Origin of the sequence: Nostoc sp. NMS8 (assembly GCF_017115045.1) — a bacterium.
Lineage (GTDB): Bacteria > Cyanobacteriota > Cyanobacteriia > Cyanobacteriales > Nostocaceae > Nostoc.
Map to the genome: position 1 here is coordinate 1 of NZ_JABXKK010000072.1, position 16,403 is coordinate 16,403.

Genomic DNA, 16,403 nt, shown 5'->3' on the forward strand with positions numbered 1-16,403 from the left:
CTAAAATTCTATCCCAAAAATAGTACCTAAAAACAGACACCTTGAAAGGGCTGGTCCTAGTTATTTAGAGAATTGCTACTACTGTCCTACAGAGACTCCCACAGAAGGTTACGTTGAGTACCTAGAGGGTGATGCACCACTTGTGAGAGGTTAGAGTGATTGCACATTTGTCAAGAGGGTGCAGGAAAAAGGTAATCGACCATGGGGGCGATCGCAGAAGGCTGGCTCAACTTTTAAAATCTCTGCACCATCCAATGAAAGTGGCGGTAAAGTCCGCCTAGTTTATTAGATGTAGGGATTTTGCTAGGAATTACCATTGACTTTTCAAAAAAGCAGCGAGGGTTCAGTTTTTCTGCCAGACATCTCCTCAAAGCCGCTTTACAAGTAGCATACGAGCTTAACTTATCGTTCATACGCCCAAAATCAGCAATGCCAAAACAAGATATGTCGAGAAGTGACTGCATAAATTTATTGACCTTGCCCTATATAAATTTTGACCGATACTAGCCACTTACGTTGTGTAACTTTACTAAAGTTACCTTTTTAAATACAAGCAATAAATTTATGAGTGATTTACTAAAGCGTTTAGAACATCTATCGCCTCAAAAACGCGAACTTGTTCTGCAAAAATTGTTGGCACAGCAATCTTCTACAATCAACAATAAACCTAAAGTTCCACGAATTAAATCTGTTAGCAATGATCAATTAATACCTTTATCTTTTCCTCAACAAAGACTTTGGTTTATCGACCAAATCGAGGGTAATAGCGCTGTATATAATATGGCTGCTGCGGTAGAAATTACTGGTAATTTGCAAGTATATATCCTCGAACAAATCATCGAAGAAATCATTCAACGTCATGCAATACTTCGCACTAACTTTAAAACAATTGATGAAAATGCTGTCCAGATAATTACACCTTGTTTAATAATAGCTGTTCCAGTAATCGACTTACAAACATTGCCAGCAGAAGAACAGTTTGCCGAGGTAGAGCGTTTAGCAATTGAGGAGCAACTACAACCTTTTGACCTGACGAAAGATTGTTTGTTGCGAGTGACATTACTACATTTGGCATCAGAGTATTATGTATTGCTAGTAACAATGCACCATATTGTTTCTGATGGCTGGTCGATGGGGGTATTTATTCAAGAGTTTTCCAGTTTATACGCAGCTTTTTATCAAAATCAACCTTCTCCACTACCAGAATTAGCCATCCAATATGCTGATTTTGCTCATTGGCAAAGGCAATGGTTGCAAGGTGAGGTATTAGAAAATCAACTCAACTACTGGCGGCAGCAGTTAGCTGGTATTCCACCAATATTAGAATTACCTACAGATCGTCTGCGTCCTTCAGTTCAAGCCTTTCAAGGGCAAACTTTAAATTTTGAACTCAACCAAAATCTCACAAAACAATTAAATATCCTGTGTCAAAAGTTAGGGACAACAATGTTTATGACCCTGGTGGCAGCTTTTGTAACTTTACTGTTCCGCTATAGTAACCAATCAGATATTGTTATCGGTTCCCCGATTGCTAACCGCGATCGCCAGGAAACATATCCACTAATTGGTTTATTTGTCAATACCTTAGTGCTGCGGACTAATTTAGAAGGAAATCCGAGTTTTGCAGAATTGCTACAAAGGGTGCGACAAGTTGCTTTAGATGCCTATGCTCATCAAGATATGCCTTTAGAGAGATTAGTTGAAACTTTGCAACCAGAGCGATCGCTTTCTCACATGCCTTTGTTCCAAGTAGCATTTGCCATGCAGAATGCACCGATGGGTAAATTAGAATTACCCAACTTGAGCTTAAATCTCTTAAAAATCGAAAATCGCACAGCGAAATTCGATCTCACCTTATCAATGCAAGAAACCGAGTCAGGACTTTTAGGAGAATGGGAATTCAATAGCGATTTATTTGATGCTACGACTATTAGCCGTATGGCAGGGCATTTTCAGACTTTGCTGGAAAATGTTGTGACTAACCCTCAGCAAAAAATTGCGGAATTATCACTACTCAGTGCTAGGGAGCAGCACCAGTTACTTGTAGAGTGGAACGATACCCAAACTGATTATCCCCAAGGTAAATGCATTCATCAGTTGTTTGAAGAGTGGGTAGAACAAACACCAAATGCAGTGGCGGTAGTCTTTGAGAATCAGCAACTTACTTACCGAGAGTTAAACAATCGCGCCAACCAATTAGCACATCAGTTGCAAATCTTGGGTGTAAAACCAGATGTACTGGTGGGTATCTGCGTTGAGCGTTCCCTAGAAATGATAGTTGGGTTATTGGGGATTCTCAAAGCAGGTGGTGCTTATGTACCTTTAGACCCTAATTATCCGAGCGATCGCTTGGCTTTTATGCTCTCGGATGCTCAATTACCAGTGCTATTGACACAACAGCGATTGGTTGAGAAGTTACCACAGCATCAAGCAGTCACAATTTGCCTGGATGCAGACTGGAACGAAATTGCCAACAATAGTAACTCTAATCCTGTTAGTGCAGTTACCGCTTCCAATTTAGCCTATGTAATTTACACCTCTGGGTCAACGGGCAAACCAAAAGGTGTGATGGTGGCACATACTGGGTTATGTAACTTAGTAATAGCGCAAATTCAGACTTATAACGTCCAAACTGATAGTCGCATTCTCCAGTTTGCCTCCTTTAGTTTTGACGCTTCTATTTTTGAAGTTGTGATGGCTCTGGGAACGGGAGCTAGACTTTACCTGGGAACAAAAGAATCTTTATTGCCCGATTCATCGTTAATTGAACTATTGCAAAACTACGGTATTACCCACATCACTTTACCACCATCAGCTTTAGCGGTCTTACCTGCCGACGAACTCCCAGCTTTGCAGAATATTACTGTAGCCGGAGAAGCTTGTCCTCCCGACTTGGTTGAACGTTGGTCTTGCGGTCGGCGTTTCTTCAATGCCTACGGCCCAACAGAAGCAACTGTCTGGTCAACAGTTGCAGAATGTAGCAGCAACAGTATTAACAAACCCCCCATTGGTCGTCCAATTGCCAATACACAAATATATTTGCTTGATGGAGATTTGCAACCTGTACCCATTGGTGTTCCTGGGGAACTGCATATTGGTGGCATTGGATTAGCCAGAGGTTATCTCAACCGTCCTGAATTGACACAACAAAAATTCATTCCTCACCCCTTTAGCAATGAACCAGGAGCGCGACTTTACAAAACCGGCGATCTCGCCCGCTACTTGAGCGATGGTAATATTGAGTACTTAGGACGTATCGACCATCAAGTTAAATTACGCGGCTTTCGCATTGAATTAGGAGAAATTGAAGCTTTACTCAGCCAACACCCAGGCGTAATTCAAAATACAATCATTGTCCGTGAAGATGCCCCTGGTAGGCAGCGTTTAGTTGCTTACACAGTTCCTAATTCAGACCAAGTACCAACAATTAGTGACCTGCGACAATTCCTAAAGGAACGGCTACCTGAGTACATGGTACCATCGGCTTTTGTGATGTTAGATACTCTGCCTTTAACACCAAACGGCAAAGTAGACCGTCGGGCATTACCTGCACCAGAATCCCGTCCTGAGTTAGAAGTCAACTTTGTGGCTCCACGTACCCCACAAGAAGAAAAGTTAGCGGCGATATGGGCGGATGTGTTGAGATTGCAGCAAGTGGGGATTCACGATAACTTCTTTGAAATTGGTGGCGATTCTATCCTCAGCTTGCAAATTATTGCCAGAGCCAACCAAGCCGGAATTCAATTAAATATCAAGCAGTTATTTCAGCATCAGACAATAGCTGAGTTGGCTGCTATGGCAAACACAACACAGAGCATCAAAGCAGAACAAGGTTTAGTTACAGGTTCCTTACCATTAACACCTATTCAGCATTGGTTTTTTGCACAAAATCTACCTCAACCAGCCCATTTTAATCAGTCATTGTTGTTGGAAGTACCAGCAAACCTGAAACCAGAAATATTAGAACAAGCCTTGCAGCAATTATTATTGCACCACGATGCTTTACGTTTGAGATTTATCCAAGAAGGGGAAAGCTGGTTACAAACTAATGCTGATGCTGATGGTACAGTAACTTTAACTTGTGTAGATTTATCAGCGATCGCCTCACAAGAAAAACAAGCAGCCCTAGAAACTACTGCTAACAGGCTACAGGCTAGCTTAAATCTGTCACAACAGTTAATGCAAGCTGCCCTGTTCAACTTTGGTGCCGAACAACCTGCTAGATTGCTCATAATTGTGCATCACTTAGCTGTGGATGGTGTTTCGTGGCGAATTTTGGTAGAAGACTTATTTAATGCTTATCAACAACTAAATCGGGGAGAAACAATTCAACTTCCAGCCAAAACATCTTCCTTCAAAGAATGGTCGCATCGCTTAGTTGAATATAGCAACTCAGAAGCACTCGCAGCTGAAATAGATTTTTGGTTGGCTCAGTCATCCGGCTCTACTTCTTTGCCTGTAGACTATACTCAAGCAGTTAATACTGTTGTTTCATCCGCACAAGTTTCGGGATCTCTCGACGAAGAACAAACCCGTGCTTTGCTGCAAGAGGTTCCTGCTGTTTACAACACCCAAATTAACGATGTGTTGTTAACTGCTTTGGTACAAAGTTTTGCTCAATGGACTGGTGAATCTTCCCTACTGGTTGATGTTGAAGGTCACGGACGAGAAGAACTGTTTGCAGACATCGATTTGTCGCGCACTGTCGGGTGGTTTACTTGCCTTTTCCCCATTAAATTAGAATTGGCAGCGTACGCCGATGCTGGTAAAACTTTAAAATCAATTAAAGAACAACTACGCCCTTGCCAAAAACGGGGTATTAACTACGGGATTCTTCGCTATCTCAGCCCCAATTCAGCAATTCGCCATCAACTCGCAACTGTACCCCAAGCACAAGTTAGTTTCAACTACTTGGGACAATTTGACCAAGAATTATCGGAATCTGGCTCGTGGAAATTGACCCAAGAATCTGCTGGTGCAGAGCAAAGCAAATTAGGCGATCGCACTCACTTACTAGAAGTTAACGCCTTAGTAGCATCAGGTAAGCTGCAACTTAATTGGACTTATAGCCAAAACATTCACCAACAAGCCACTATTGAGGCTTTAGCTGCTGGTTTCATCAATACACTAATAGATATTATCAATCACTGTCAGTCTGCTAATGTTAGTGGTTATACACCTTCAGATTTTCCCGAAGCTGAGTTAACTCAGAAATATCTGGACAATTTGATTGCAGAAATGGCAATCCGTGACACAGCCAGCAAAAAGAAAAATATTGAGTCGATTTATCCCCTTTCCCCGATGCAGCAAGGTATTCTCTTTCATAGCCTATATGACCCAGAGTCTGGGGTGTATTGCGAACAGTTAAGCTGCGCTCTCCACGGATATATTAATCCAACAGCGTTTGCTCAAGCTTGGCAACGAGTAGTTGAGCGTCATTCGGCTTTGCGTACCTTCTTTGTCTGGGATAATCTTGACAAGCCGCACCAAGTCGTTTGCAAAACTGTAAATCTACCTTTTGCTGCTGATGACTGGCGTTCTCTATCGCCTACCCAGCAACAAGAACAACTTACAGCTTTTCAGGAAGCAGATAGAAACAGGGGTTTTGAACTTAACCATGCTCCCTTGATGCGTTGTAGTCTCATCCAAACAGCAGATGATACTTACGAATTTGTCTGGACTTTCCATCATTTATTGATAGATGGATGGTCTTTACCTATTGTGGTTCAAGAAGCTTTTGCTTTCTATGAAGCTGCGAATCAGGGCAATGATTTATTATATTTAAAAACCCCCCGTCCCTTCCGAGATTATATAACTTGGTTGCAACAACAAGACCTTTCCCAAGCCAAAGAATTTTGGAAGCGATCGCTTCAAGGTTTTACAGCCCCAACTTTGCTAATTGCAGATAAGTCTGTTGTTCACAATTCCCAGCAAAAGCAAACTTATCAGGAGCAGCATATTCAATTACCACAAGCATTAACAACTACGCTGGAATCTCTAGCTAGACAACATCAACTGACTCTTAACACTGTAGTACAAGGAATTTGGGCACTGTTACTCAGCCATTACAGCACTCAAGAGGATGTAGTGTTTGGCACAACTGTATCCGGTCGACCTCCATCTCTTGTGGGTGTAGAAACTATGGTAGGCATGTTTATCAATGCGTTACCAGTACGGGTACAAGTATTAGAAGATTCTCAAATCTTATCTTGGCTGAAAAATTTACACATGCAGCAGGTAGAACGGGAGCAATACTCTTATACTCCCTTAGTGGAAATTCAACGGGTAAGTGAAATAGCTAGCGGCACACCAATGTTTGAGACTAACGTCGCATTTTATAATTACCCGGTAGATCCTGCTTTGCAAAATTCCAATAGCGGCTTAAAAATTGACAACATCAGTAATTATGAACGCACAAAATATCCTTTGATGTTAGTAATTATGCCTGGTGAAAATTTATCTGTGGGACTGAGCTATGAAGGCAAGCGCTTTACTCACGATACTATTGCTAACATTCTAGACAATTTTGCAACTATTGCCAACAAAATTACTGAACAGCCTGATGCACAGTTAAAAACATTAGCAGAAATACTTGTCCAAGCAGACAAACAAAAACAACTCATCAAAGACCAAAAACTGGCAGCAACAGCAATTAATAAGTTGAGCAAGTTCAAACGTAAATCAGCTTAATTTTCTGGCGTTGCTAATCAAGTGTGAATTTTACTCACGCAAAGACGAGACAGCGCCGTGGGCGGGTTTCCCGACTTGAGGCGACTGTCGTCGGCTTTGCTGACTTGAAGCGACTGCCGTCGCAGAGGCGCAAAGAAGGGTGTAAGAAATCAATTTTGCAAGTATTGTTTGATTTTGAACTTTTATCCTTAATAAAAATGAACAACTTAGAACTAACAACAAACACCATCAAAAAACTACAAATCGGCAAACGCAAAGTAGTTGAAAAATTAGTCAACATAGAACCGCTCAACTCAGCTAATCCTCTACCGTTAATCATTTACCCTGCTGTAGATGGTGTCAATTTAATTAGTTGGATGCAGCAAAACCGTGATTTTATTGAAAGTAATTTACTTAAAAATGGTGGCATACTTTTCCGAAATTTCCATGTCAATACAGTCGAAGATTTCCAAAAGTTTGTGAAGGTAGCTTCAACCGGAGAACTCTTAGATTACACCTATCGTTCAACGCCACGCACAGAAGTAAGCGATAAAATCTACACTTCAACTGAATATCCCGCAGATGAAGCAATTCCACTACATAACGAAAATGCTTACTCTCCCATTTATCCTATGAAGATATGGTTTTTCTGCGTTAAAGCATCTGAAATTGGCGGAGAAACACCAATCGCTGATAGCCGTAAAATCTTTGAACGCCTCAATCCGTCCATCAAAGAACGGTTTATCGAAAAGAAAGTCATGTATGTGCGAAATTATGGCGATTTAGATTTGCCTTGGCAAGAAGTTTTTCAAACCGCAAATAAATCTGAGGTAGAAAGTCATTGCCGCAAGTTGGGTATCTCTTTTGAATGGACAGGTAACAATACCCTCAGAACAAGCCAAGTTTGTCAAGCTGTTGCCAAACATCCTAAAACAGGTGAAATCGTGTGGTTTAACCAAGCTCATTTATTCCATATTTCCAGCTTGAAAGCAGAAGTACGCGAATCATTGTCTGCATTACTCAAAGAAGATGAATTTCCTCGCAATGCCTATTATGGTGATGGTTCTCCGATCGAAGTCTCTATTTTAGATGAAATCCGCGAAATATATCGCCAAGAAGCAGTTATTTATCCTTGGGAGAAAGGAGATGTGTTAATGCTGGACAATATGTTGGCAGCACATGGACGGATGCCATTCGTCGGCAAAAGAAAGATTGTAGTTGCGATGGCAGAACCTTGTTAAAGCAGTTTTATTTTGCTTTTTTTCAACGCAAAGGTACGCGGAGGTTAGCGCAAAGGTACGCAGAGGGTTTTTAATGTTATCCTCCCAAATGCTTATTAGGTAAGTATTTGGGAGTTTTTGTTTAAAATCTGGCAACTTACAGCATAAATTGATTTGACTACCCCTATTAAAACATTGATGCAGGTGCGACTTCGTTCAATTTACATAACTTGTATCGCCAGTATTAATTGAAAAGGATTTCAATTTTATGCACGCTGAAATGACCAATTTGATTCGCATTTCTCCTCAACAAAAGCATTTATGGTTGCAACAAAAGGATAATTATCAAGCTTACTGTTCCCAAATCGCGATAAATATCGGAGGTAATCTTAACCCCGATATTCTTAAATTAGCTTTAGCAAATATCAGCGATCGCCACGAAATATTTCGCACTGCTTTTCATTCCTTACTAGGTATGAATATCCCGTTCCAATCAATTAGCGATCGCAGCACAATTTCACTTGGAGAATACGACTGGAGTAGTTTAACTTCTCAAGTACAACAAACCAAAATTGATGCGCTTTTCCAAGATAAAAGCCTCCGAACTTTTGATTTTGAACAAGCCGTAAGTTTACATTTTATCTTAAGTAAATTAGCTCCAGACAAGCATATACTGTTTATAAACTTGCCTGCTTTATATGCAGATATAACAACACTCAATAATCTTATATGTGAAATCGGTCGTTCTTATACAGCTTGTTTACACAGCGAAGAACTGTCAGATGAAATGATGCAATATGCAGATATTTCTGAATGGCTAAATGAATTATTAGAGTCTGAGGAGACAGAGACAGCAAGAAATTATTGGCATCAACAAGATATTTCTTCTGTGTTAAATTTGCAAATTCCCTTTGAAAGTAAAAATGTCAATCAATCATCTGGAGAAATTGTATTTGCACCACAATCGCTCTTTTTGGAGATTAATCGAGATACGGTAGAAAAACTGGAAATATTGCAAGAAAATTATCATATTTCAACTGAAGTAATTTTATTAGCTTGTTGGCAAGTACTACTTTGGCGCTTAAGTGGTCAGTCTTATATTGTGATTGGGACTGCTGGCGATGGACGCGAATATGACGAATTAAAAGAAGTTTTAGGACTTTTAACTAAATATTTGCCCACTTATTCACACTTAGAGGATGTTTTGAAATTCTCAGAACTTATGGGAAGAGTTTCTGAGTCTTTGCGTTTTGTCAAACAATGGCAGGAGTATTTTGATTGGGAGCATTTGATTGCTGCAAATGAGAAGTTTGCTTCTCGTGCATTTTTCCCTTTCTGTTTTGATTTTACGAAACAGTCACAGAGCTATGTAAATGCTGATATTTCCTTTTCGGAATATAAAAAATCAGCTAACATAGAGAAATATCAAATTAAGCTTTCCAGTGGCTATAGTCCGAATAATCTATCTTTAAATTTTGATTACGATTCCAGTTTATTTTCAGAGGATAGTATCAAAATTATTGTCGGACAATATCTGACATTAATAGAGAGTGTCACTCATAACCCAGAAGCAGCAATCATTGATTTAAATATAATTGGTGAAAGCGATCGCCAAAAAATATTGATTGATTTTAACAATACAAAAACAGAATTTCCACAAGATAAATGCATCCATCAACTATTTGCAGAACAAGTAGAACGCACACCCAAAAACATCGCCATTGAATTTAATAACGAGTATCTCACTTATGCACAATTAAACGCCAAGTCCAACCAGCTAGCGCATCAACTACAAAAGTTGGGAGTAAAACCAGAAGTATTGGTAGGAATTTGTGTAGAACGTTCCTTAGATATGCTGATTGGTATCCTTGGTATCCTCAAAGCAGGTGGTGCATATATACCATTCGATCCCGCATATCCCCAAGAACGCCTGGGATTTATGTTAGAAGATGCTCAAATTCCTATACTGTTAACTCAACAAAGACTTGTAGATAAGTTTGTTGAACATAACACCCGTTTAATTTGTCTCGATCGAGATTTGCCAGAAAATGCCACACTCAGCATTGAAAATCCTGTAGTAAGCGAAGTCACGCCAGAAAATCTGGCTTATATAATTTATACCTCTGGTTCTACAGGAAAACCTAAAGGAACCATGATTCCTCACAGAGGTTTAGTTAATTACCTGAGTTGGTGTACAAATGCGTATAAACTTGCCCAAGGTTACGGCGCTCCAGTACAATCTTCCATAGGGTTTGACGCAACGATTACCAGCTTATTCTCACCGTTATTAGTCGGACAAAGGGTAGTACTGTTGCCTGAGAAGGAAGAAATTGAAGCATTGTCAGCACTTTTGCAGTCTGATAAAAACTATAGCTTGGTTAAAATTACTCCAGCTCACCTAGAAATGCTCAATCAGATGTTACCTAACCGCGAAGGTGTAACGAAAACGAGAGCATTAATCATCGGTGGCGAAGCATTATTGGGTAAAAGCTTGAAATTTTGGCGCGATAATGCTCCAAATATCAGAATAATTAACGAATACGGCCCAACCGAAACTGTTGTTGGTTGTTGTGTTTATGAAGTTAGCGAACAAACTTCTTTATCAAGTGCAATTTTAATAGGTCGTCCTATTGCGAATACTCAACTTTACTTGCTTGATGAAAATCAAAAACTTGTACCAATTGGTGTTCCCGGCGAACTATACATTGGTGGTGCAGGAGTAGCTAGGGGTTATCTCAATCGCCCAAAATTAACACAACAGCGATTTATTCCCAATCCTTTTAGCGATGAACCTAATTCTCGTCTATATAAAACAGGGGATTTAGCGCGATATTTACCTGATGGTAATATAGAGTACCTCGGACGCATTGACCATCAAGTTAAAATTCGCGGCTTCCGCATTGAACTAGAAGAAATTGAGTCTTTACTGGCTCAACACCCCTTAGTAAATTCTGTTACGGTTATTGCCAGGGAAGACCAACCTGGAGACAAACGTTTAGTAGGTTATATTGTTCCTCAAGAGCAAGCCCCAACAAGTAGCGAACTGCGCCAATTTTTGCAGGAAAAGTTACCCGAATACATGATACCTTCTGCCTTTTTGATGTTAGAGGTAATACCTCTAACCGCTCATGGCAAGGTAGACCGACAAACTTTACCGCAACCCGATACATCTCGTCTCAGTACACTCAAAACCGAATTTTTAGCACCACAAGATGATTTAGAACAGAAATTAGCTAATATTTGGGAAAATCTACTCAACGTCCATCCTGTGGGAGTAAAGGATAATTTCTTCGATCTGGGCGGTCACTCGCTGTTAGCTGTACGCTTAATGGCTCATCTAAACCAAGAGTTTGGTAAAAACTTGTCTTTAGCGACACTTTTCCAAAATCCTACAATTGAAAAACTGGCTAATATTCTTCGCCTAGAAACAGAAATATTATCTTGGTCTGCCTTGGTAGAAATTCAAAAAGGTAATTCCAAGTATCCTTTTTTCTGTTTACCTGGGGGTGGCGGCAATGTCCTCTATTTACATAATTTGGCTCGTTATTTAGGGGAAAACCAAACATTTTATGGGTTGCAAGCACCTGGTTTAAATGGGGAATCAGAACCATTGACTTGTGTTGAGGATATGGCAGCTTGTTATATCCAGGCGATAAAAACCGTTCAGCCTGAAGGTCCATATTTTCTTGGAGGTCACTCCTTTGGAGGTATTGTTGCCTATGAAATGGCTCAACAGTTAATCAAATCAGGAAATGAGGTTGCTCTGGTTGCGATTTTAGACGCTCCGGCCCCGGTTGCTAGCGACAAACCCTTATATATTGATGTCGATGATGCAACTAGACTGACCGAAACTGCTCGTCTCATCGAACGCTGGGCAGGCAAAAACCTAGATATATCCTATGAGATGCTCCAGCCGCTAGAACTCGACGAACAATTGGAATATCTCAAAGAGCGATTAATCACCGTTGATTTACTGCCTGCTGGTACTGATACAAAGCAAGTGCGTGGTTTGATGCAAGTTTTCGAGGCAAATCTGCAAGCTAGTATCAAATATTTACCACAAGAAGCTTATCCCAATCGTCTGACTCTGTTGCGAGCTAGCGAAGTGAATGCGGAGGATGCTGCACTTTTAACTGATTTACGCGAAGATCCCGCTTGGGGATGGGGACAGTTTTCCGCTCAAAACATCGATATTCACGTTGTTCCAGGCGACCATATTACGATGATGGCTCAACCTCATATTCTAACTGTTGCAGAACAGCTGGGAATCTGCATTGAGCAAGCAAATGTAGGTAAATGAGGAGTATTGAAATGACCCAACATCCAAAAAATACAGGAATGCAAATTTTTACCCTCATCTGGTTTGGACAGATGATTTCTCTCATCGGCTCTCAATTAACTAACTTCGCCTTGGGTGTATGGGTATACCAGCGAACTGGTTCGGTAACACAGTTCGCCCTCATTTCCCTATTTACCAGCTTGCCCATGATTCTGATTTCCCCTATAGCAGGAACGCTGGTAGACCGATTTCCCCGCCGTTGGATGATGGTATTTAGTGACTTAGGATCGGGCATCGCTACAGGGGTAATTGCGATTTTGTTAGCCGCAGGTGATTTAGCTATTTGGCACATATACGTGGGCGCTGCCATTAGTTCCTGCTTCAGCGCCTTTCAATGGCCAGCTTATACAGCTGCTACCACTCTCCTTGTCCCGCCACAAAAACTGGCACGCGCCAACGGTATGCTGCAAATCGGGGAAGCAGCTGGTCGGTTGGTTGCACCAATGTTAGGAGGTGTACTGCTGCTCTTTCTCGAAATTGATGGCATTATCTTTATTGATTTTGCCACCTTTGTTTTTGCTCTGAGTACTCTGTTACTAGTTCCGTTTCCCAAACAGTACATTGATAGACATCGCGCCGAAAAAACTCTTTGGTTTGAGGAAGCATCCTACGGCTTAGTATATTTAGTGAAAAGAAGAGGACTGTTTGCACTGCTACTTTTCTTTGCCGTTAACAATTTTCTTGTCGGAATTGTGCAGATGCTAATTACACCTCTAGTCTTGTCTTTTGCTTCAGCTACAGACTTAGGTACAATTATGACCGCTGGTGGTGTGGGAATGCTGGTCAGTAGCGTTCTCGTCAGTACAGGAAAATCGTCGCAGCATTTAATTCTCAGTATATTTACTTTTATGCTGCTAGGTGGAATCTGCATTACCTGTGCAGGATTTTATCAATCTGTTTTAGTCTTAGCACTGATAGCTTTTCTATTTTTCTTTGGTCTACCAATTATTAACAGTTCAGCCCAAGTTATTTTCCAAAAGAAAGTACCCTCCAGTCTCCAAGGTCGAGTTTTTGCAACAATAGGAGCGATCGCTAACGCGTCACAGCCTTTTGCTTACACAGTTGCAGGGCCAATGGCAGATAAAATCTTCGAGCCATTAATGACTCCGAACGGACTTTTAGCAGGAAGTATAGGAAAAATTATTGGTGTCGGTCAAGGGCGTGGTATTGGTTTGATGTTTATTGTCATGGGAATACTAACTGTATTGGTAACAATTATTGCTTATCAGTATAAATCGTTGAGACTGGTAGAAAAGATTGTGCCCGATGCTATTAACCCAAGTTGCTAATTGTTCTTCGTTAAGTCATAAAATCCCCTCCAGATGAAAAATACGAGGGGTTTATGCCCAACGGAATAATGCCATCCATACTTAGCACTTAACCCTCTTGCTCCCCCTGCTCACCTTAAGAGATCGAACCGTATTCGGTGAGGACAGCCATACCACAAGATATTTTGAGATATTTATTTTTTGATTTTTCAGTAGACATCTCCGAAAAAGAATTGTTTTGACGTAGCAGTGCTACGTCTCTACAAGGGTTCTGGGTAACGCATATTTAATTTCTGGAGATGTCTAGTCCCTAAGCGAGTGCATAAAATAATTAGCTTACCCCCTATCAAGATACAGAAGCGAGATGATTCGGAATTGAAGAATATTTACGAATTACAAATCTCAACATCTAAAATTGCACGAATATTAAATGAGGTTGACCTCCAATGGACATTTTTCGCAAACCAATAAACTTTGATACAAAATCTAAAAAGTGGAGGCTAGCTTTAATAGTTCCTGTAGGACTAGCGGCTGTTGGTGTACCAACCTATATTTTTTCCACTAGCTCAAATTTTAATTTGCAATCTACAAAGCAGAGTAATATTGCCCCAGTAGTTCCAGTTCAACAACCTGTAAATCCAACAGTTGCAGCTTTGGGACGTATCCAAACAAAGGATAAAATCATTAACTTATCTGGTCCATCAGCTTTGCAAACTGCTAGGTTAGATCGGGTTGTGGTAAAAGAAGGCGATAATGTTCGTCGCGGACAATTAATTGCTGTTCTTGATAACGTCAGTCAACTGCAAACAAGCCTAAATAAAGCAGAAATAGGTGTTCGAGTTGCTCAAGCGCAACTGATGCAAGCTAAAGCGGGGACTACAAAACAAGGAGAAATTGCCGCTCAACAAGCACGAATTGCAGATTTAAAAGCGCAGTTTCAAGGAGATATTAACATTCAAAAAGCTAAGATTGCTGGATTGCAAGCGCAGTTGAGAAATGCCCAGACTGAATATACACGCTTTCAATCTTTATACGACCAAGGAGCCATATCTGCGGTCACTCAAGATACTAAAGTTTTAGCAGTAGAAACTTTGCAAGCACAACTCAAAGAAGCTAAAAGTTCTCTCAATCAGACTTTATCATCATTTCCCAATCAGATTAGACAAGCTAAAGCTAGCTTGGAAGAGTTAAAAGAAGTTCGTCCTGTAGATGTGCAGGTTGCTCAAAGCGAGTTGGAAAAAGCAAAAGCAGCTGTTCTGGAAGCCAAAGCTAACTTAGATTTAGCTTACGTGAAAACCCCGATGGATGGAAAAATTTTAAAAGTTAATACTTTCCCGGGAGAAACTATTAGTGAAAAGGGAATAGTCGATCTAGCTCAAACTCAAACTATGTATGTATTTGCAGAAATTTACGAAACTGACATTAACAAAATTAAAGTAGGTCAAAAAGCTTTGATATCGAGTATTGTATTACCTAGAAATTTTTCTGGAACCGTTGAAACTATAGGTGTCCAAATAGGTAAGAGAAATGTTGTCAACAATGACCCAGCCATCAATATAGATTCAAGAGTTGTAGAAGTAAAAGTTCGTTTGAATCCCAATGATGTTGACGAAGCCGCTAAGTTTATTAATCTGCAAGTCAATGTCAAATTAGAAACTGATATCAATAGTTAAGTTAAACTAATAGATAAATACTAAAATATGAACGCTACAACACCAGTTGCTTGGTTACAATTAATTCATCGCAAATCCCGACTACTAGTAACAATTACTGGCGTTACTTTTGCTGTGATGTTGATGTTTATTCAATTGGGTTTTCGAGACGGTCTTTTTGAAGATGCTGTTGTATTCCATAAAAAAATACAAGCAGATTTAGTACTGCTACATCGCGATACCGAGCGCTTTTTTGATATGAAAGTGTTTCCACGACGCTATTTGTATAACATCTCAGCGGTTGATGGCATCGCATCAGTCAATCCTTTTTATTTTTCCGTTATAAATTTTAAAAATCCTGAAACTTTTGTCAATAGACCAATCGCTATTGCTGGTTTTACACCCGATCAACCTGTTTTTAATTTGCCAGAAGTAAATCAACAGAAAGAACTGATAAAAGCTGCTAATACTATACTATTTGATAGACTTTCTCGACCTGAATTTGGCCCAATCGTTGCAGAATTAGAAAAGCATGGAGAAGTAACAACAGAAGTATCTAATCACCAAATAAAAGTGAGAGGATTATTTTCTCTAGGAGGTGGGGTGATGACAGCTGATGGTGTAATCATCACCAGTGATTTAAACTACTCTGAGATTTTAAACCACCCATTAGAAAAAGTTCAGATGGGAGTTATTCAAGTTAAACCTGGTGTTAAACCTGAAAGTATAATCAAAAAAATCTCAAAAGACTTACCTCAAGACGTGAAATTAATGACTCTAGAAGACTATATAAAACTAGAGAAAGACGTTTTAGCACAATCTACACCTATAGGATTTATTTTTAATATGGGTACTGTGATTGGCTGTGTCTTTGGTGGCATTATTGTTTATCAAATTCTATACACACAAATTTCTGATAGCTTATTTATTTATGCAACATTTAAAGCTATTGGATACGGCAATTCTTACTTGGTAAAGCTAGTTTTACAACAAGCAATTTTAATGTCTTTGATTGGATATATCCCTGGATTTGCTGTTTGCATGTATCTCTATAACTTTGTTCAAGAGGCTACTCGTTTACCAATGATTATGACTATTACTAGGGGTGTAATAGTCATGTTGCTCACAATTGTTATGTGTTCTCTTGCAGGAATGTTAGCCATGAATAAACTTCGTTCTGCTGACCCTGCCGAACTTTTTGGATAAAGTCATACCATCATTAATAACCTTAGTGTTTTCAGAATATTTACACCAC

At 40.0% G+C, this 16,403-nt stretch carries 6 protein-coding genes; all 6 read left to right on the plus strand.

Translation table 11 applies throughout. The features are described from left to right. Positions 1-564 precede the first annotated feature (564 nt). Positions 565-6,690, plus strand: a complete 6,126-nt coding sequence (locus tag HWQ39_RS14270) for a non-ribosomal peptide synthetase (RefSeq protein WP_292845811.1) — start codon at positions 565-567, stop codon at positions 6,688-6,690. Between the two features lie 197 nt (positions 6,691-6,887). Beyond that, a complete protein-coding gene (locus HWQ39_RS14275) occupies positions 6,888-7,910 on the plus strand; it encodes a TauD/TfdA family dioxygenase (RefSeq protein WP_292845843.1) in 1,023 nt (340 codons plus the stop codon). A 247-nt stretch (positions 7,911-8,157) separates the two neighbouring features. Continuing rightward, complete coding sequence (locus tag HWQ39_RS14280) at positions 8,158-12,189, plus strand: amino acid adenylation domain-containing protein (RefSeq protein ID WP_292845814.1); 4,032 nt, start codon at positions 8,158-8,160, stop codon at positions 12,187-12,189. An 11-nt stretch (positions 12,190-12,200) separates the two neighbouring features. Then, positions 12,201-13,517 (plus strand): MFS transporter, encoded by a 1,317-nt coding sequence (locus HWQ39_RS14285; RefSeq protein WP_292845817.1) that lies wholly within the window; start codon positions 12,201-12,203, stop codon positions 13,515-13,517. Positions 13,518-13,942: 425 nt separating this feature from the next. Then, on the plus strand, positions 13,943-15,169 hold the full coding sequence (locus HWQ39_RS14290; protein ID WP_292845820.1) for an ABC exporter membrane fusion protein: 1,227 nt from the start codon (positions 13,943-13,945) through the stop codon (positions 15,167-15,169). A gap of 27 nt (positions 15,170-15,196) precedes the next feature. Further along, positions 15,197-16,354 carry an ABC transporter permease DevC gene (devC, locus tag HWQ39_RS14295; protein ID WP_292845823.1) on the plus strand — a complete coding sequence of 386 codons (1,158 nt, stop codon included), beginning with the start codon at positions 15,197-15,199 and terminating at the stop codon, positions 16,352-16,354. Positions 16,355-16,403 lie beyond the last annotated feature (49 nt).

What these genes read in the sequence shown, in the direction of transcription:
- HWQ39_RS14270 (WP_292845811.1), top strand. Translation starts at nt 565, where the DNA reads ATGAGTGATTTACTAAAGCGTTTAGAACATCTATCGCCTCAAAAACGC.
- HWQ39_RS14275 (WP_292845843.1), top strand. Translation starts at nt 6,888, where the DNA reads ATGAACAACTTAGAACTAACAACAAACACCATCAAAAAACTACAAATC.
- HWQ39_RS14280 (WP_292845814.1), top strand. Translation starts at nt 8,158, where the DNA reads ATGCACGCTGAAATGACCAATTTGATTCGCATTTCTCCTCAACAAAAG.
- HWQ39_RS14285 (WP_292845817.1), top strand. Translation starts at nt 12,201, where the DNA reads ATGACCCAACATCCAAAAAATACAGGAATGCAAATTTTTACCCTCATC.
- HWQ39_RS14290 (WP_292845820.1), top strand. Translation starts at nt 13,943, where the DNA reads ATGGACATTTTTCGCAAACCAATAAACTTTGATACAAAATCTAAAAAG.
- devC (WP_292845823.1), top strand. Translation starts at nt 15,197, where the DNA reads ATGAACGCTACAACACCAGTTGCTTGGTTACAATTAATTCATCGCAAA.